Annotated in this window: 16 protein-coding genes and 1 tRNA gene; 7 read left to right on the top strand and 10 right to left on the bottom strand. The window is 69.1% G+C overall.

The genetic code is table 11. From position 1 onward, the window contains the following. Positions 1 to 618 (bottom strand): winged helix-turn-helix domain-containing protein (locus tag VMR06_RS07390; protein WP_414648086.1); only part of this gene is annotated, 618 nt, incomplete at its 3' end. A 201-nt stretch (positions 619 to 819) separates the two neighbouring features. Further along, on the bottom strand, positions 820 to 1359 hold the full coding sequence (locus VMR06_RS07385) for a hypothetical protein (protein ID WP_325374653.1): 540 nt from the start codon (positions 1357 to 1359) through the stop codon (positions 820 to 822). A 323-nt stretch (positions 1360 to 1682) separates the two neighbouring features. On the opposite strand from VMR06_RS07385, the gene VMR06_RS07380 reads away from it, so the two are divergent. Further along, positions 1683 to 2054 carry a helix-turn-helix domain-containing protein gene (locus VMR06_RS07380; RefSeq protein WP_325374651.1) on the top strand — a complete coding sequence of 124 codons (372 nt, stop codon included), beginning with the start codon at positions 1683 to 1685 and terminating at the stop codon, positions 2052 to 2054. A 243-nt stretch (positions 2055 to 2297) separates the two neighbouring features. Here the strand turns inward: VMR06_RS07380 and VMR06_RS07375 are convergent, their stop codons facing one another. Continuing rightward, the gene (locus VMR06_RS07375; RefSeq protein ID WP_325374650.1) at positions 2298 to 2519 is read right to left on the bottom strand and encodes a hypothetical protein; all 222 of its coding nucleotides are present in this window, start codon (positions 2517 to 2519) and stop codon (positions 2298 to 2300) included. Positions 2520 to 2626: 107 nt separating this feature from the next. Further along, positions 2627 to 2703 (bottom strand) — tRNA-Pro (locus tag VMR06_RS07370). Between the two features lie 214 nt (positions 2704 to 2917). Between VMR06_RS07370 and hisS the strand changes: the two genes are divergently transcribed. Together hisS and VMR06_RS07360 are read left to right on the top strand one after the other, a co-directional pair. Then, the gene (hisS, locus tag VMR06_RS07365; protein ID WP_414648084.1) at positions 2918 to 4291 is read left to right on the top strand and encodes a histidine--tRNA ligase; all 1374 of its coding nucleotides are present in this window, start codon (positions 2918 to 2920) and stop codon (positions 4289 to 4291) included. Between the two features lie 110 nt (positions 4292 to 4401). Further along, positions 4402 to 6324: an aromatic amino acid ammonia-lyase gene (locus VMR06_RS07360; RefSeq protein WP_325374649.1), complete on the top strand. Its 1923-nt coding sequence runs from the start codon at positions 4402 to 4404 to the stop codon at positions 6322 to 6324. Between the two features lie 21 nt (positions 6325 to 6345). Here VMR06_RS07360 and VMR06_RS07355 read toward each other — a convergent pair whose 3' ends face one another. Continuing rightward, positions 6346 to 8070: a M14 family zinc carboxypeptidase gene (locus VMR06_RS07355; RefSeq protein ID WP_325374648.1), complete on the bottom strand. Its 1725-nt coding sequence runs from the start codon at positions 8068 to 8070 to the stop codon at positions 6346 to 6348. A gap of 160 nt (positions 8071 to 8230) precedes the next feature. Between VMR06_RS07355 and VMR06_RS07350 the strand changes: the two genes are divergently transcribed. Then, positions 8231 to 8677, top strand: a complete 447-nt coding sequence (locus VMR06_RS07350; protein WP_325374646.1) for a hypothetical protein — start codon at positions 8231 to 8233, stop codon at positions 8675 to 8677. A gap of 33 nt (positions 8678 to 8710) precedes the next feature. Here the strand turns inward: VMR06_RS07350 and VMR06_RS07345 are convergent, their stop codons facing one another. Together VMR06_RS07345 and mtnC are read right to left on the bottom strand one after the other, a co-directional pair. Further along, on the bottom strand, positions 8711 to 10207 hold the full coding sequence (locus tag VMR06_RS07345) for a C13 family peptidase (protein ID WP_325374644.1): 1497 nt from the start codon (positions 10205 to 10207) through the stop codon (positions 8711 to 8713). Then, entirely contained in the window at positions 10204 to 10893 is a 690-nt protein-coding gene (gene mtnC / locus VMR06_RS07340) for an acireductone synthase (protein ID WP_325374642.1), read from the bottom strand. The genes VMR06_RS07345 and mtnC overlap by 4 nt, the downstream gene beginning before the upstream one ends. A 161-nt stretch (positions 10894 to 11054) precedes the next feature. Between mtnC and VMR06_RS07335 the strand changes: the two genes are divergently transcribed. Continuing rightward, positions 11055 to 11339 (top strand): hypothetical protein, encoded by a 285-nt coding sequence (locus tag VMR06_RS07335; RefSeq protein WP_325374640.1) that lies wholly within the window; start codon positions 11055 to 11057, stop codon positions 11337 to 11339. After that, positions 11336 to 11638, top strand: coding sequence for a hypothetical protein (locus VMR06_RS07330; protein WP_325374638.1), 303 nt, complete (start codon positions 11336 to 11338; stop codon positions 11636 to 11638). Before VMR06_RS07335 ends, VMR06_RS07330 begins: the two co-directional genes overlap by 4 nt. 109 nt (positions 11639 to 11747) lie before the next feature. Here the strand turns inward: VMR06_RS07330 and VMR06_RS07325 are convergent, their stop codons facing one another. Together VMR06_RS07325 and VMR06_RS07320 are read right to left on the bottom strand one after the other, a co-directional pair. Continuing rightward, positions 11748 to 12311 carry an acireductone dioxygenase gene (locus tag VMR06_RS07325; RefSeq protein ID WP_325374636.1) on the bottom strand — a complete coding sequence of 188 codons (564 nt, stop codon included), beginning with the start codon at positions 12309 to 12311 and terminating at the stop codon, positions 11748 to 11750. Further along, positions 12308 to 13000, bottom strand: a complete 693-nt coding sequence (locus tag VMR06_RS07320; RefSeq protein WP_414648083.1) for a methylthioribulose 1-phosphate dehydratase — start codon at positions 12998 to 13000, stop codon at positions 12308 to 12310. The genes VMR06_RS07325 and VMR06_RS07320 overlap by 4 nt, the downstream gene beginning before the upstream one ends. Before the next feature lie 155 nt (positions 13001 to 13155). Between VMR06_RS07320 and VMR06_RS07315 the strand changes: the two genes are divergently transcribed. After that, the gene (locus tag VMR06_RS07315; RefSeq protein ID WP_325374632.1) at positions 13156 to 14676 is read left to right on the top strand and encodes a DNA recombination protein RmuC; all 1521 of its coding nucleotides are present in this window, start codon (positions 13156 to 13158) and stop codon (positions 14674 to 14676) included. Between the two features lie 365 nt (positions 14677 to 15041). Here the strand turns inward: VMR06_RS07315 and VMR06_RS07310 are convergent, their stop codons facing one another. Then, on the bottom strand, positions 15042 to 16328 hold the full coding sequence (locus tag VMR06_RS07310) for an amino acid permease (protein WP_325374630.1): 1287 nt from the start codon (positions 16326 to 16328) through the stop codon (positions 15042 to 15044). Positions 16329 to 16344: the final 16 nt, after the last annotated feature.

Raw genomic sequence — 16344 nt, 5'->3', positions numbered from 1 at the left:
GATCTGGCCGCCGGACCACAGGGCTTCGTACAAGGCATCGCGCGGGATCACGCGGCGCGGTGCGCGGCACAGCAGCAGGAGCAGGTCGAACACGCGGCGGGGGACCCTGCGCTCATGGCCGTCGACGAAGACGCGCCGGCCCCTTGTTTCCACGACGACATTGCCGAAGCGGTAGCGCTGACTCGGCTCCGCGTTCCAAATTCGATCCATAGATAACGCTATCGTCCCCTGGCGCCAACGACCGATCTTTCCCGCAACGCGCGCACCGGCCAAGAAGCCTCCGCTGCCGGTGCATGCCGGAGAAAGTTTAAGCGGCAAGGCCGGCGCAGTTCGAGCATCGGACGGCCGCGTAGCGGCTCGATCGCATGCGTCGGGCTTGGTGCAGGAGCCGTCTTCGGACCAGGCAGGTGGCGGGGATCCCGGCAGGCGGGCGGGGTGCGTGGCATACACTCTTCGCAGGCAAACCGCATGCTCCAAGTGCAGCGTGACCGGATCACCGGCGAGGCCACTCGGCTTTTGTTCGGAGTAGAGGCCGATGCCGAGGCGCAGGTGCAGCAACGTTCCGATCTGGCGCAGATGATCGAAGGCGAGCTCCGGTGCCTTCGCGGCATCGTTCACGTGGTCATTCTTGACATGACGCGGAAACTGCAAGCGGCTTGAAGCGATCGGGACGGTCCGCTGACGCTGGAATTAAGTCTTTCAGACGGCTCTCGATGGGGAGGCTTGCGTGCTACCTCCTTTCTGAACACGAGGAGCGCGGCGAGGGTTGGGTCTGAATCGTCCCGGGACAGTCCAAAGAATGAACCAACAAATATTTCGTCAAGATTGCCAATGAAGATTTGCTTCGAACCCGTCTCCAAAAACCGACTCGTATTGAATGCTAATGCTGAGCCTCGAGAGCTCTTGCTCCATGCGTATATTCTGGTTGCCGAAAATATGGATTAGCGAAACACCATCCGGCAGCGTCAACGCAATAAGGTCAGCTTCGTCCCCTGGTCGTATCCAGTCGCCCCTCCTAGGAAGGGCATGCCTGTTGTGAACCAGCTCAACGTCGCCGATCATCGTGCGCAAGCGTTCGAGGGCAACTCGCCCCACCTCTGGCGGCTCCCCGCGTATTTCTTCCCTATCAAATCTCACCGTTACCGCTTTAACAACCGCCGGCCCGAGTCCATTATTTCTGAGGGCTATCCTAATGTTTGGCGCGGACATCCCGATGTGCGGAACCATGGATAGATTTGGTCGCAGCGAATCACGTTGCATCTTCTTGGCCTGTCGCGCTTGGCAATACCAAACACCAAGTGACGCGATTATCGCCACCACAGACCCCACAGCTTGTGTCCATGCCGCATAGTCAACCATTCGCTCCCTCCTTCACAATCAGGTTTATAGAATCCGCACCTGGTTGCGCACGTTGTCCATCGTGTTGGCTACGGGGTGCAACGCAAGATCTGCCGGTGCCGGAGTATGTGCGATAACGACGGTGTACATCGTATGCGTAGATCGTGCGCGTCCGTCAACCCGGAGCCATCGGCGCCACGCAACTGGATCGCCAAAAAGCCGCCGAGCGCTCAGGTTTAGGCCGGTTACCCGATGGCGGTCGGGAAGCCGGTGGCGCGACCATGGTGGCTAACGTCGTAGTGAGGTGAGAGGATTTCGAGAGCTGCGCAATTGGTCCCAGAACGATGCCTTCCTCACTTCCTGTCCTCTACACCGAAGTCGAGGCTGCCGCTTACCTCGGTATCGCGTCTGTTACCCTGCGGCGAATTCGCAGCGGAGGCGAGATCGCGTACATCGTGCTGGGTAAATCTCCCCGGTACACCGAGAGGCAGATCCTTGACTACCTCGAGCGGCAGATACAAGTAGCTGGCGCTCCAAAGGCTGGCGTGCCGTCGAGCGAGTTCACCGGAGGGGGAGGCAGGAAGGGGAGAGAGGCCCGCAAGGCGTCTGAAGCACTTCGCCTTGCGCAGGACATCTTGACTAGGGCGGCGGGCGATCATCGCCAGCTGCCAGCAGGCACTCTTGTGGCTCGCAAACGCGGCGAGCGCAACGACTGACGCCGTTTGAAACGAGGGCAGTGACGGCAATACCTCGGTTTGAGACGGAAGAAATCCAGCCGCCCAACTGCCGTTTGAAGCGGCGGTTGGCCAGATGACATTTCAAATGTCAGGTGGGTGCTTTTTGATCACCCCACGCGCTGGCCCGGCCCACCAACTGGCATTTCAAATGTCGGTTTGGCGTTAGCGCTGACGCACGTCGACCGTCTCCGCAGAACTGCGGGCGCGGTGAGTTTCGCCGTTTCAAACGGAGAAGGTGTCCGCTCCGTACTTCGGCGGATCCTGCTGCTGATTGTCCGACCGCAGACCGCCGGCGGCGTTGATCAACTCCATGGTCGTCCAACGAATGCCCCCCTTGCCCCGGAAGAGCCGAATGCCCTGGCTGGTCAGGCTGCGCTCGAGGTCGCCAGCCGTCTTGTAGCCGGTGATCTCAAGAAGGCGGTCAAGGGAGACGAGAGTATCCACGGTTCAGAAGCACCTCAGTGCTGGATTGCACGACGCCGTTTGCTGACAGAGTGCTGACACGAAAAAGCCGGCGCGAGGCCGGCTTCTGCGTAGGACGTTGAATTGTTTGGTCGGGGAGACAGGATTTGAACCTGCGACTTCTACGTCCCGAACGTAGCGCTCTACCAGGCTGAGCTACACCCCGAAGCACCTGCCCGAACGAGCAGGGGCGCGAATGTTAACGACTGAGCGAGGGGCGCGCAAGCGTTCCGGTTCGATCCGGATCGGCCGCGGCGGCGCCGCTCGGAAGCGAACGGGCGGGACATCGGCCAAGGACGCTGCGGTCGACGCTTCTGGTACGCTTTCCGGCTGCGTGCGAGGCGGGTGCCGCCCGCGCGCGACGAACTTCGAGGAACCCGATGGCCCTGACCTCCGCCCGCACGCCGCCCGGCGTGCTCGAACTGCTGCCGCTCGATCAGATCGCCTTCCAGGGCATGCTCGACACGATCCGGCGCAACTACGAACGCTTCGGCTTCCTGCCGGTCGAGACGCCGGTCATGGAGTATGCCGACGTCCTGCTGACCAAGTCCGGCGGCGAGACCGAGCGCCAGGTCTATTTCGTGCAGTCGACCGGCGCGCTCGAGAAGAGCGAACGGCCGGAGCTGGCACTGCGCTTCGACCTGACCGTGCCGCTGGCGCGCTACGTCGCCGAGCACGAGCACGATCTGAACTTCCCGTTCCGCCGCTATCAGATGCAGCGCGTCTACCGCGGCGAGCGCGCGCAGCGCGGGCGCTTCCGCGAGTTCTACCAGTGCGATGTCGACGTCGTCGGCAAGGACGCCTTGTCGGTGCGCTACGACGCGGAGATTCCGGCCGTCATCTACAGCGTGTTCCGCGATCTGGCGATCGGCCCGTTCACGATCCAGCTCAACAACCGCCGGCTGATGCGCGGCTGGTTCGAGGGGCTCGGCATCGCCGACGGCGAACGGCAGATGCTGGTGCTGCGCGAGGTCGACAAACTCGACAAGCGCGGACCCGACGCGGTGCGCGAGACCCTGACCGGCGACGGCTTCGGCCTGTCCGGCGAGGTCGCCGATCGGATTCTCGCGTTCGTGCGGGTGCGTTCGACCTCGCTGGCCGATGCGCATGCCCAGCTCGACGCGCTCGGCAGCGGCAGCGAAACCTTCGAGCAGGGCCGCGCCGAGCTGCGCGAGGTGCTCGATCTGATCCACGCGTTCGGCGTGCCGGAGTCGCATTTCGCGCTGAACCTGTCGATCGCGCGCGGCCTGGACTACTACACCGGTACGGTCTACGAGACGACCTTGAACGATCATCCGCAGATCGGCTCGATCTGCTCGGGCGGCCGCTACGAGAATCTCGCCGGCAACTACACCAAGTCGCATCTGCCGGGCGTCGGCATCTCGATCGGCGCGACGCGCCTGTACTGGCAGCTGCGCGAGGCCGGCCTGATCGGCACGGCGACCAGCACGGTCAAGGTGCTGGTCACGCAGATGACGCCGGAGCATCTGCCGCATTATCTGGCGCTCGCCGGCGAGCTGCGCGACGGCGGCATCGCGACCGAGGTCGTGATGGACCCGTCCAAGCTCGGCAAGCAGTTCAAGTACGCCGATCGCGCCGGCATCCGCTTCGTCGCCGTTCTCGGCGAGGACGAGCTCGCGCGCGGCGTCGTCACCGTCAAGGACCTGCGCCGCGAGGATCAGTTCGAGGTGGCGCGTGCCGAACTGGCCGCCGCGCTCACGGTCGAGCTCGCGCAGGCCGAGATCACCGGCTGAACGTCGCGGCCGCCGGGCGCGGTGCCCGGCGGCGCGCAGACCTGCGCCGACTGCTGCACTCGCCGAGAATCGGCGTCTTCCGCCCGGCACTCTCTTCAGGACATCGCTTCATGCACGCATCTCCGATCCGCCTCGACGGCACGCGCATGACGCGCGCGGAACTGGTCGCCATCGCCCGCGGCAGCGCCGTCGCGCTCGACACGGCACAGCTGACGCGCGTCGAGCGCGCGGCGGCCTTCCTTGCCGACAAGGTCAACTGCGGCGAGCCGGTCTACGGCGTCACCACCGGTTTCGGCAGCAACGCCGACAAGCTGCTCGGCGCGCATCGCGCGCGCGACGAGCTGCCCGGCGGCAATCCCGAGCCGCGCGAAGGCACGCTGCTCGAGGAGCTGCAGTACAACCTGATCGTGACGCATGCCGTCTGCGTCGGCCGGCCGCTGTCGGCCGAGGTCGTGCGCGCGATGCTGGCGATCCGCATCAATACGCTGATGCGCGGCCATTCCGGCGTGCGCGTCGAGACGCTGCAGGCCCTGGCCGAGCTGCTCAACCGCGGCGTCGTGCCGGTGGTGCCGGAGAAGGGCTCGGTCGGCGCCAGCGGCGATCTGGCACCGCTCTCGCATCTGGCGATCGTGCTGCTCGGCGGCGGCGAGGCCTTCGTCGGCGGCGAGCGCCTGTCCGGCGCCGAGGCGCTGCGGCGCGTCGGCCTGACGCCGCTGCGGCTCTCGTTCAAGGAGGGCCTCGCGCTCAACAACGGCACCGCGCAGATGCTGGCGACGGCCGTGCTCGCGCTCGACCGACTCGAGACTTTGCTCGCGACCGCCGATCTGGCCGCGGCGATGACGCTCGACGCGTTCGCCGGTCGCAGCGGCGCCTTGCGGCCCGAAGTCCACGCGCTGCGGCCGCATCCGGGCCAGGTCGAGACCGCGCGCCGGATGCGCGCGCTGATCGAGGGCTCGACCCTGGTCGACATTCCGTACCACCTGGTACCGCGTTTTCGCACCTGGGCGGCCGATGCCTGGCAGGGTCCGGACGCGCAGGCGCGGCGCTTCGACATCGCCTGGGACTGGGTGCCGAGCAGCCAGCGCCACGGCCGCGAGGCGTTCTATACGCGCTTCCTGCCGTTCCGCGGCGGCAAGAAGCACCAGCCGCAGGACGCCTACTGCCTGCGCTGCATGCCGCAGGTGCACGGTGCGGTCCGCGACGCCTGGATGCAGGCCTGCCGCATCGTCGACATCGAACTCAATGCGGTCACCGACAACCCGCTGATCTTTCCGGACGCCGACGATCCGGTCTACGCCGAGGGCCGGGCGGCCGGGCGGCCGCTGTACATCGAGGACCAGGTCGTCTCGGCCGGTCATTTCCACGGCATGCCGCTGGCGCTGGCGATGAGCTACGTCAAGGCGGCACTGCCGGTGCTGGCCTCGATCTCCGAGCGGCGCCTGGCCAAGCTGGTCGATCCGGCGACCAACGACGGCCTGCCGGCGTTCCTGATCGGCAACGAGGACGCGACCGATTCGGGCTTCATGATCGTGCAGTACACGGCCGCGGCGCTCGTCAACGATCTGGCGACGCGCGCGCATCCGGCCAGCGTCTACTCGGTGCCGACCAGCGCGAACGCCGAGGACCACGTCTCGATGGGCACCAACGAGGCACGCCACGTGCTCGAGATGGCCGAGGATTTGGGCCACGTCCTCGCGCTGGAGCTCTACACCGCGGCGCAGGCGCTGGAGTACCGCCAGGACATGCTCAACGCCGCACGCGATCTCGCCGAGCGCGGCGGCTGGCAGGCGCTGGCGGCCAAGATCGGCAACGCGCCGCGCGAGGGCGAGCCCGGCCGCGCGGCGTTCGAGGCGGAGGTTCAGGCGCTGCGCGATGCGCTCGCCGCCAGCCGCGACTTCCATGCCGGCGCCGAAGTGCGCCGCGCGCTGGCCGCGATCCGCACGCACATCGACTTCATGCAGCGCGATCGCGCAATGGACGGCGACGTGCGCGCGATCTGTGCGCTGATCGCGGCAGGCGACCTCGTCTGCTGAGTGCGGGCGAGATCGCGGCCGTCAGCGCGCCTCGAAGCCGTCGGCGAACAGCCGGTCCTCGCCGATGATCTCGATGAAGACCGCATCGGGCGTGCCGGCGGTGCCGCCGTTGCGCGCATTGACGCCCTGGATCCAGACCAGATGCTTGCCGGGCGCGAGACCGGCGGTCGGAATCGTGACCTGGACCGTCTCGGATGTCGCGTCGAAGCTGCCGTCGCCGGCCTGCGCGGCGATCGCGACCGCGCCGCTGCGCCAGGGCGGAACGTCGACGTAGGCCTGCGCGCCGGTCACCGCGTAGCTGGTCTCCGCGCCGTTGTCCTGGTTGTAGCGCGTATCGTCGATCGTCGCGCGCAGCGTCACCGCGGTGCCGGCGGCGACGCGCACGACGTCGACCGTCAGATCGCGCGCGTCGGGACCTTGCGGCCACTGATACGGCCGGCGCGCCGCGCGTGCGGCGTAGAGCAGGGCGGACAGGTTGTGCGGCAGCGTCGCGTTCTCGAACTCGTTGCAGCTCTCGAAGAAGTCGACGCCGAGCTCGATCGTGAACGCCGCGGCGCCGACGTAGCCGTAGACGGTGTCGACCGTCGTGCCGCGGGTCGGATACAGCTCGACCGACTGCATCGGCCAGTAGCCGTTGAACCAGGCCAGGCGCCGGCCCATGCGCCGCAGCGGCGCGTCGTTGGACGTCGCGGTATCGACGTCACCCCACGGCCACAGCACCAGCTGCGAAAAACTGTGGACGTCGAAGAACAGGCCCGAGTAGTCCTCCGGGGCGGGATCGGCCAGGCTCTCGCCGCGCCGGTCGGGCAGGGCGCCGCCGCTGCAGTTGCCGCTGCCGTCGCAGGTGCCGACGGTATAGGCGAGGAGGTTGCGCGTCTCCGGCTCGGAGCCGGCCGACGGTCCGCGGAAGGTCTGGTCGCAGCGTTCGGTGCTCGAGCCGCCGGTACCGCTCCAGTGGAACGGGAAATTGCGGTTGAGGTCGACGCCGGGCTGGCTGAAGCTGCTCGGCGTGCCGGGGCAGAACGCGTCCTCGACGTTGGTGTTCTTGCGCCAGCCGATGCCGGTCTCGGCGCGTTTGCGGCCGTCCGGATTGGCGTGGACGATGAAACGGAAATCGACGTGGTCGACCAGCCAGGTGCTGAGCGGATCGTGTCCGTAGCCGGCGACGAGTCCTTCGGCCATCCGCATCAGCAGCTCGGCCGGCGTGTACTCGCGGGCGTGGATCGAACCGTACATGACCATGCGCGGACGGTCAGGATCGTCGGCCGCCGTGGCGAGGTTGGTCACGCGCAGCGCGCGCATCTCGTAGCCGGCGCCGGGGTTGCGTTCGCGCTCCCAGGTCGGTCCGATCGTCTCGATCGTGGCCAGCGCCGGGTGCGCGGCGACCAGCGCGTCGAGCGAACCGGCGGTCTCCTCGACCGTGCGATAGCAGGCATAGCCCGGAATCGACTGCGGCGTATCGGCTGCCTCCACCGCGGTGTGAAACGCGCGCATCTTGGCGGTCGCGACCATGTCCACGCGCACCTCCAGACCCGCGTCGCTCAGCGCGGCGATGCCGGCCTCGTCGGTGTCGACGCGGATCAGGCGTCGGGCCGGATCGATCTGCAGATGCTGGAAGCGCGCGCCGAGGCGGTCGACGACGGCGCGGTCGTCGAACTGCGCTTCGACGAACCAGTCCGCGGCGCGGACGAGCGGGCTGCCGCCGGCGGCCAGCAGCGCCAGCGCCAAGGTGCACGGTCTGATCATCGATCGATGGACTCTGGGAAAAAGGCGGCCGACAGCATGGTCCCGCGGGCCGGTCCGGTCAACTGGACGCGCCGGCCGGGCCGTGCAGCGGCACTGCAGCAAGAACCGCTGCCGGCAACCTGCTAGGCTGCCGCCGACCAGCGGCACCGGAGACGGGGACATGCACTATCGTGGGGTACTGGTGGGTATGGCGATCTGGGCCGCCAGCGGGGTGGCGCTGGCCGACAGCGAGCCGACCGTCGAGCAGCGACTCAAGGCACTCGAACAGCGCGTGATCGAGCTGGAGCGACGGCTCGACGCGCCCCAGCCGGCTGCGGCGCCGGCGCCGGCCGCACCGGCACGCGCGCCGACGACGCGTGCGGCACCGGCGGCCGCTGCTGCACCGGCCGCCGCCGAGCCGGTGGCGGCACCGCAGCCGACCGCAGCCGACTGGCAGACGCTGCGCAAGGGCATGACCTGGAGCCAGGTCTCGGCCGCGCTCGGCAAGCCCGGCAAGAAGCGCATCGGCGTGATGTCCGAGATCTGGTTCTATCCGGATGCCGACGGCGGCAGCGTCGAGTTCGATCGCGACGGCCGCGTCTCCGGCTGGAGCGAACCGCCGCGCTGACGCGAGGCCGGCGCGCGCACGGAGCGGGCGCGTTCAGTCGCGAGGAGGCCACCGGTCGCCGGGCGCGGCGGCCGACGTTGGGCGCGCAGCCGCATCGGCGCTCCGGGCGCCGATCGCGAACGGCACGGCCGGGCCCGGTTCGAGCCGCTGCTGCCAGCGTGCGAGCTGCGCCTCGATCGCCGGCGCCGTCGCGATCTGCGGCTCGGACGGCGGGTCGATGCCTTCGGCGCGTTCGCGCTCGGCGACGGTCTCGCGGGCCATTTCGAAGGCGTCTGTCAGCGACGCCGTCCGGTTCAGCGCCTCGTCGAACAGGGCCCGACCGAAATAGGTGATGTCGGCATCGGTGCCGCAGCCGAACGAGGTGCGATCGGCACGCGCCGCGGTGATCACCAGTGTGCCCTCATCGCGCAGCGCGTCGAGGAAGCCGCCCGAATAGCAGGCCGAGACGACCACGACGCGCCAGCGCGGACGCGGACTCGCCTCGAGCGCATCGGCCAGTTGTTCGGGCCCGATCGCATCGAGCGGCAGCGGTGGCAGATCGACCAGCAGGTCGTGGGCTTCGCTGCCGTGGCTGGTCACGAACACGAGCAGGATGTCCTCTTCGGGATCCATCGCGGCGGCGACGCCGTCGATCGCCCAGGTCAGATTGGTCAGCGTCGCCAGCGGCGCGGTTTCGAGCGTGGCCGGATGGTTGATCAGCGTCAGCACGCGGCCAACTGCGCCGAAGCGCTGCGAGAACAGCCGCTCGACGTGCTCGACCTCGTTGCGGAACACCGATTCGGTGCCGTCGCCGGCGAATGCGACGACGTACAGGTCGACGATGCCGGGACGCTGCGGCGCGAGGCGTGCCAGCGCCTCTTCCATGTGCTGCGGCTGCGCGTAGAGCACCTGCTCGGGGCTGATCGCATCGAAGCCGACGATGGCTTCGCCGGCACCGCTCGTTCCGGCCATGTCGATGGTGACGGCACTGCTCAGCGGCGAATGCTGCGGCAGCCAATGCCAGGACACGCCGATCAGCAGGCAGGTACCGATCGCCGCCGGCAGCGCGCGCGGCCAGCGCGCGCCGAGATGGTGCGACAGGCGCCAGGCGAGCAGGAACCACCACGCCACGATCGCCGTGTCGAAGATCTCGACGAGGTGCGCCGCACGGGCTGGGTCCATCTCGAAGAACAGGAACCACGTAGCCGCGCAGATGGCCATCTGCATCAGCAGCAAAGCGGCGGCGAGCCAGGCGGCGACCGGCCAGAGCAGGCGCTCGCGCCGTGCCAGCCGCACCAGCGCCCAGCTCGCCGCCAGCAGCAGCGCAACCTGTGCGAGCCAGCTGAGGATGCCGTCGGCCGAGACGCGCCACGGCGGCGGCCACACGGCGCTCGCGAGCAGGCCGCCGAGCAGCAGATCGGCCAGGCACAGCGCGAAGAACACAGCCGGTCCCTCGTCGGCCGGCGCCGCGATCCGTGCCCGCGAGCCGTACGGCGGGGCCAGCAGCAGAATCCGGCCGCCGGCAGCGAGGCTCGCGAGCAGTGCGCTCATCCGCTCGTGACGGCGTCGAAATCGCTCGCGCAGGGATGGGCGACGTCGGCCGGGCAGACCGCCGGCGCGCGCGCGATCAGTGTCGTGCGCAGACCGGCCGTGCGCGCGGCATCGAGCTCCTCGACGACGTCGGACAGGAACAGGATGTGGCCGGGCGCTTCGCCGATCGCCTCGGCGATGCGCAGGTAGGAATCGGGCACGCGCTTGGGACCGGTCTCGGTGTCGAAGAAGCCGGCGAACAGCGGCGCCAGATCGCCGGCCTCGCTGTGCCCGAAGAACAGCTGCTGAGCCGGCACCGAGCCCGACGAGTAGACGTAGAGCCGCAGGCCGTCGGCACGCCACTGGCGCAGCCGTGCCGGGACTTCCGGATAGATGTGTGCCTTGAACTCGCCGGCCGTGTAGCCCTCTTCCCAGATCAGGCCCTGCAGCGCCTTGAGCGCGGTGGACTTGCGGTCCAGGTCGATCCAGTGCTGCAGCAGATCGATCATCTCCTGCTGGGTGGCCGACACCAGCTCGGCCTCCCTGGCCGCCTCGTGCAGCCAGTGCTGCACGTCGGGCCGGTCGGCATGGGTGCTGACGAAGGCCGGCAGGCGCTTGCGCGCGTACGGGAACAGCACGTCCTTGACGAAGTCGATCGAGCTGGTGGTGCCTTCGATGTCGGTGAGTATCGCGCGGATTTCGGGCATGTCCGATCCTGTCTGCAAGGTCTGTCCGAAGCGTAGCAGGAGCGGGCGAACGGCGGCATGCGCGGACGTGACGCCGTTCACCACGAGCGGCACTCGCGGGTTGTCAGAGCAGGCGCGCCGGCTTAAGGTCGCGCCCCCCCCCACGCAACCGGATAACCCTGATGAACAAGATTCCGTTCGCGGCCGCCTTGGCCGCGTTGGCTGCTCCGTCGCTCGTTCTCGCCGGCCAGGCCGACATCTGCTACAGCGCCGCGACGCCGTCGCTGCCGTCACCGCCGCCGCCCGACAACACCACGGTATTCCATTGCCCGCAGGCCGGCAGCCGTACCGTGCCGGAGCTCGCCGGGCTCGGCTGGCAGATCGTGCAGATGTCGCCGGTGACGACACCCGGTGCCGATCCGACGTTTCCGGACATCACCGTGCAGCTGATCGTGCAGAAGCCGTGACGACGCGCAAGGCTTCGATCGCGGCCGCGCTCGTCGCGGCGCTCGCCGCGGCCGGTGTCTCGGCCGCGCGCGTCGACATCTGCTACAGCGAGGCGACGGCGCCGAACGCCGCGCCGCCGACCTCGGCGACCGTATTCGTCTGTCCGCAGGCCGGCTCCAGGAGCGTGGCGCAGCTCGCGGCAGCGGGCTGGCGCGTGATCAAGATGATGCCGGTGACCGCCGGCAGCGGCGGTTTCGGGGTGCAGCAGCAGCTGTTGATCGGCGACGACACGCTGTTCGCGAGCGGCTTCGACGCCTGAAACACGGCGGTCCGCCGGGTGGCGGGCCGCCGGTTCGAAGTGCGCGGATTCTCAGACGGGCTTCGAATCTGCCGGCATGGCCGCGCCGACAGCGAAGTCGCCCCGGGCGTCAACTCGCCGACGTGCGCTGCGGCGTCATTCGCGGAAAACGCTCGGCGATGTCATCGCCGGTGAAGGCGGCGATCCAGCCTTCCTTGTTCGTGAACAGGCGGATCGCGACGAAGTACGGCGATTCGCTCATGTCGAACCAGTGTCGCGTGCCGTCGGGCACGCCGATCAGATCGCCGGCCTCGCAGAGCACGTCGTAGACCTTGCCGTTCAGATGCAGCGTGAACTGGCCGGCGCCGGCGACGAAGAAGCGGACCTCGTCCTCGCTGTGCGTGTGCTCGCTCAGGAACTTCCGGCGCAGCGCGGCGCGGTCGGGATGGTCCGGCGTCAGGCTGATCACGTCGACCGACTGGTAGCCGTTCTCGTTCTTGAGGCGCTCGATGTCGGCGCTGTAGGCGGCGATGACCTCGTCCTGGCTCGCGCCCGGCGCGATCGGGCGCGAGGCCTCCCAGCGCTCGAAGCGGACGCCGACGGTGCCGAGCTCGCGCGCGATCTGCGCGTGATCGGTCAGCGTGAGGACCGGCGCGGCGCCGTCACGCTCGTCGAAGATGCGCAGCTGGCTCATCGGGACAGTCTCCTCAGATCAAGTTCGCAGGCGAGCAGAAACTCGAATGCCTCCAGATGGCGGCGCGTCTCGGCCATGTCAACGCCCCAGGTGTAGATGCCGTGGCCGTCGATCAGATAGCCGTGCAGCGGCCTGCCGGCGTCGAGCCAGGCGTCGACGCGCGCGACCAGCTCGTCCATCGCCTGCGTGTTCGGAAATACCGGCAGGTCCAGCACGCTCTCGTGCGTCGTGTAGCCGGCGATCGCCTTCTGCAGTTCCCAGCCTTCGAACCGCACCAGGCCTTCGCGCGCGTACAGGCGCGAGGCGACGCTCTGCGCGCGCGAATGCGTGTGCAGCACCGCGCCGGCTGCAGGAAAGCGCCGGTAGATCTGCGTGTGCAGCGCCGTTTCCGCCGACGGGCGATGCGCGGTGGCGACCGGCCGGCCGTCGAGGTCGACGACCATGACGTCGCCGACGTCGAGCCGGCCCTTGTCGCGGCCGGACACGGTGACGGCCGCATGGCGCGCGTCCAGCCGCATCGAGAAATTGCTGCTGGTCGCCGGCGTCCAGCCGAGCGCGGCGAGATCGCGGCCGGCAGCGGCGATCTCGCGCGCACGGCGGTCCAGGATCGCGGCGTCGTAGGGAAGGTCGGTCACGGCGGTCTGCGTACGGATGGCCAAATCGGAGCGCGCACTATACCGGAGCGCCATGTCCGGCGCGTTGCGACGGCATCGGTGCGGCCGGGCGCGCGCGCTCGCGACCGGCGCGCCGCCGCCGGGACGGCGGCACGTCGATGCGGCGTATCGTCCGCTGAGACCGGTTCCTGCGAAGATGGCACCCGGATGAATACCGGAGCGGACGGGTGATGGACGGTGGCGTGATGACGGTGGACGGCACGATGGCGGCCTATCTCGCGCTGGCGGCGATCGCCGGGCTGGCGATCGGCTGCGCAGTGACGACAGCGCTGGCGCGACGCTGGCGCCGCGATGCGTACGACGCCGGCGCGCGCAGCCGCGACAGCGAGGTCGTCGCGCTGGCCGGACAGCGTGCCGCGCTCGAGTCGCGCGCCGGCGAGCTCGAGCAGCGGCTGACGCTGGCGCTGCGCGAGAGCGAGACGGTCGAGCGGCGCTTTCGCGAGACGGCCGCCGACGCCGCCGCGCAGCGCGCCCAGGCCGAGCAGCACAGTCACCGCTCGGCCGAGCTGCGCCGCGACCTGGACGCGGTGCAGGCGCGTCTGGCGGGGGTCACGGTCGAGCTCGCGCAGACGCGCACGGCCGCGGTCGAGCAGGCCCGCCACGCCGAGGAGAAGATCGTGCTGCTCGACCAGGCCGAGCATCGCCTGCGCGAGGCGTTCCAGAACCTCGCCCAGCAGATTCTCGACGCCAAGGCCGAGCGCTTCCGCGAGCAGAGCGCCGAACACCTCGGCGGCCTGCTCGATCCGCTGAAGCTGCAGCTGCGCGAGTTCCGCGAGGCGGTCACGCAGACCCACGCCAGCGAGCAGCGCGAGCGCGGCATGCTGACCCAGGAAATCCGCACGCTGAAGGACCTGAACCAGCGCATCAGCCAGGACGCGATCAATCTGACGCGCGCGCTGCGCGGCGACAACCGCGCCCAGGGCGCCTGGGGCGAACTGGTGCTCGAGCGCCTGCTCGAGACCGCCGGCCTGCAGGCCGGCCGCGAGTACGAGACGCAGACCAGCTTCACGTCCGAGCAGGGCAATCGGCAGCGCCCCGACGTGATCGTGCGGCTGCCCGACGACAAGGACATCGTGATCGACTCCAAGGTCTCGCTGCTCGCCTGGGAGCGTTTCGTCGGCGCGGTCGACGAGCTCGAGCGTGCCGCCGCGCTGCGCGAGCACGTCGCCTCGCTGCGCCGTCACGTCGACGGCCTGGCCGGCAAGGACTACAGCGCGATCGCACGCCTGCGCACGCTCGATTTCGTGCTGCTGTTCGTGCCGGTCGAGGCTGCGTTCATCGAGGCGGTGCGCGCCGACGAGGCGCTCTACGCCTATGCGCTCGCGAAGAACATCTCGCTGGTCAGCCCGAGCACGCTGCTGGCGACGCTGCGGACGGTGCGCCATCTGTGGCGGATCCAGCAACGCAACGACAACGCCACCGAGATGGCGCGGCGCGCCGCACAGTTGCACGACAATTTCGCGACCCTGGTCGGCGAGCTCGAGGATGCTTCGGCTCAGCTCGACAAGGCGCAGCGTGCGCAGCGCTCGGCGCTGCGCCGGCTGACCGAGGGCGGCAAGGGCTCGGTGATCCTGCAGGTGCAGAGCCTGGCCGACATGGGCGCGCCGGTGAAGAAGACGCTGTCGCCGCTGCTGCGCGATGCCGCCGGCAGCGACGCGTCGAGCCCGCCGGGCGAAGCGGACGCGCCGTGATCTGAGGTACGGGCGCGCACCACCTGCATCGAACGCCGAGGCCTCACGGTGACCGGATGCCAGCTGCCGCGGCAGCGTGAGCGGCGGGACCGGGCGGGCGTGGGTTGGACGGCGGTGGGCTCCGGCCCGATCGATCGGGCTTCATCGACCGTGGCGACGCGGCCGCCGGTTCACGATCGGCTTCGCGCCGCGCGCGAGGTGAGGGGATCGGCGCTGCCGCACCCGCGCCAGCGCTGCGATCGCCACGAACCGGAGCCGAGAATCTGCTCGGCATCCTTGCGTTTCGCGCCGCACACGGACATGCGATCAGCTCACGCTGGTCGCGTCTGCTCGTGGCCCGTCGCTGCTCGTCTCCTTAGCGGCGCTCAGCGCGTACGTCGCGCGAACCGGTAGATCGTCCAGGCCAGCGCCGTCAGCACGAGGGCGCCGATCAGCATGCGGCCCGGTGAGGACGCCAGCAGCAAGGCGCAGGCGATCAGCGCGCCGAGGCCGAGCAGGCGGTCGCCGGTGGACGGGCGCCGCGCCGGCGTGCCGACCAGCAGGCTGAGGCCGGCGGCGACGTAGGCCATCGTGACCAGCAGCACGGCCATCTCGATGATCGTCTGGAACTGGCCGCCGACCGTCGGCGCCAGCGTCAGGCAGGCGATCGCGGTCATCGCCGCGGCGATCACGGTCAGGCCCCATGCGGCCGCGCCGTTCGTGCGCAGGCGGCCGAACAGCGCCGGCAGATAGCCGCGCTGTGCGGCGCGCGCGCCCGATTCGCCGGTCACCAGCATCCAGCCGCCGAGCGTGCCGGTCGCCTTGAGCGCCGCGGCGGCCGCGATGATCGGAATCGCCCAGGGCCCGAAGATCCGTCCGGCGACGACCGCGAACGGGGCGCTCGAGGCGGCCAGCTCGGCAGCCGGCACGATGCCCATGACCAGGACCGAGGAGGTCAGATAGACCACGCCGGCGATCAGGATGCCGGTGATCGTCGCCAGCGGCACGTTGCGCTGCGGATCGCGCACGACGCCGGCGACCATCGCACCGGTCTCCAGTCCGACGAACGCCCAGAAGATCGGCGCCAGCGAGCTGAATACGACCGCGGCGTCGGAGCGGCCCGAGACGTTCCAGCCGGCCTCGTACAGCGCCGGATCGAACTGCGTCCAGCCGCCGAGCAGGATCACCGCCACCGGCGTGAGGCCGACCACGACGCACAGCGACTGGAAGCGCGCGACCTGCTTGGGGCCGAGCAGGTTGACCGCGTACATCAGCCAGATCAGCGCGATCTGGCCGCCGACCTGGACCGCCGGTGCGTTGCCGGCCAGCGGCAGCAGCGTGACCAGATAGCCGAACGCCGCGACCGCGATCGCGTTGTTGCCGATCCACGAGGACAGCCAGTACAGCGTCGTCGCGAGAAAGCCCATGTCGCGGCCGAGCGCCGGCTGCACGTAGTCGGCCGGGCATTCCAGGTTCGGATAGTCGCGAGCCAGCCGTGCGAAGGCGCTGCCGAGCACGATCGCCAGGACCGTGCCGAGCAGCCAGCTCAGCGCGGTCACGCCGCCGATCTGGGCCAGCGAGGCCGGCAACAGGAAGAAGCCCGAGCCGATCATGTTGTTGGCGACGACGAAGGTCGCCAGCACCGGGCCGATCTTGCGGCTGCTGGAAGTCATCGTTCAGCGGTCCCCT

It is taken from the genome of Dokdonella sp. (assembly GCF_035511235.1).
Classification (GTDB): domain Bacteria; phylum Pseudomonadota; class Gammaproteobacteria; order Xanthomonadales; family Rhodanobacteraceae; genus Dokdonella.
The sequence above is the reverse complement of the archived record's forward strand: the minus strand, read 5'-3'. Positions and strand labels throughout refer to the sequence as shown.

Excerpts from the sequence above, each read along its gene's own strand:
- VMR06_RS07385 (WP_325374653.1), bottom strand. The coding sequence starts at position 1,359 with ATGGTTGACTATGCGGCATGGACACAAGCTGTGGGGTCTGTGGTGGCG.
- VMR06_RS07380 (WP_325374651.1), top strand. The coding sequence starts at position 1,683 with ATGCCTTCCTCACTTCCTGTCCTCTACACCGAAGTCGAGGCTGCCGCT.
- hisS (WP_414648084.1), top strand. The coding sequence starts at position 2,918 with ATGGCCCTGACCTCCGCCCGCACGCCGCCCGGCGTGCTCGAACTGCTG.
- VMR06_RS07360 (WP_325374649.1), top strand. The coding sequence starts at position 4,402 with ATGCACGCATCTCCGATCCGCCTCGACGGCACGCGCATGACGCGCGCG.
- VMR06_RS07355 (WP_325374648.1), bottom strand. The coding sequence starts at position 8,070 with ATGATCAGACCGTGCACCTTGGCGCTGGCGCTGCTGGCCGCCGGCGGC.
- VMR06_RS07350 (WP_325374646.1), top strand. The coding sequence starts at position 8,231 with ATGCACTATCGTGGGGTACTGGTGGGTATGGCGATCTGGGCCGCCAGC.
- VMR06_RS07345 (WP_325374644.1), bottom strand. The coding sequence starts at position 10,207 with ATGAGCGCACTGCTCGCGAGCCTCGCTGCCGGCGGCCGGATTCTGCTG.
- mtnC (WP_325374642.1), bottom strand. The coding sequence starts at position 10,893 with ATGCCCGAAATCCGCGCGATACTCACCGACATCGAAGGCACCACCAGC.
- VMR06_RS07335 (WP_325374640.1), top strand. The coding sequence starts at position 11,055 with ATGAACAAGATTCCGTTCGCGGCCGCCTTGGCCGCGTTGGCTGCTCCG.
- VMR06_RS07325 (WP_325374636.1), bottom strand. The coding sequence starts at position 12,311 with ATGAGCCAGCTGCGCATCTTCGACGAGCGTGACGGCGCCGCGCCGGTC.
- VMR06_RS07320 (WP_414648083.1), bottom strand. The coding sequence starts at position 13,000 with ATGGCGCTCCGGTATAGTGCGCGCTCCGATTTGGCCATCCGTACGCAG.
- VMR06_RS07315 (WP_325374632.1), top strand. The coding sequence starts at position 13,156 with ATGGACGGTGGCGTGATGACGGTGGACGGCACGATGGCGGCCTATCTC.
- VMR06_RS07310 (WP_325374630.1), bottom strand. The coding sequence starts at position 16,328 with ATGACTTCCAGCAGCCGCAAGATCGGCCCGGTGCTGGCGACCTTCGTC.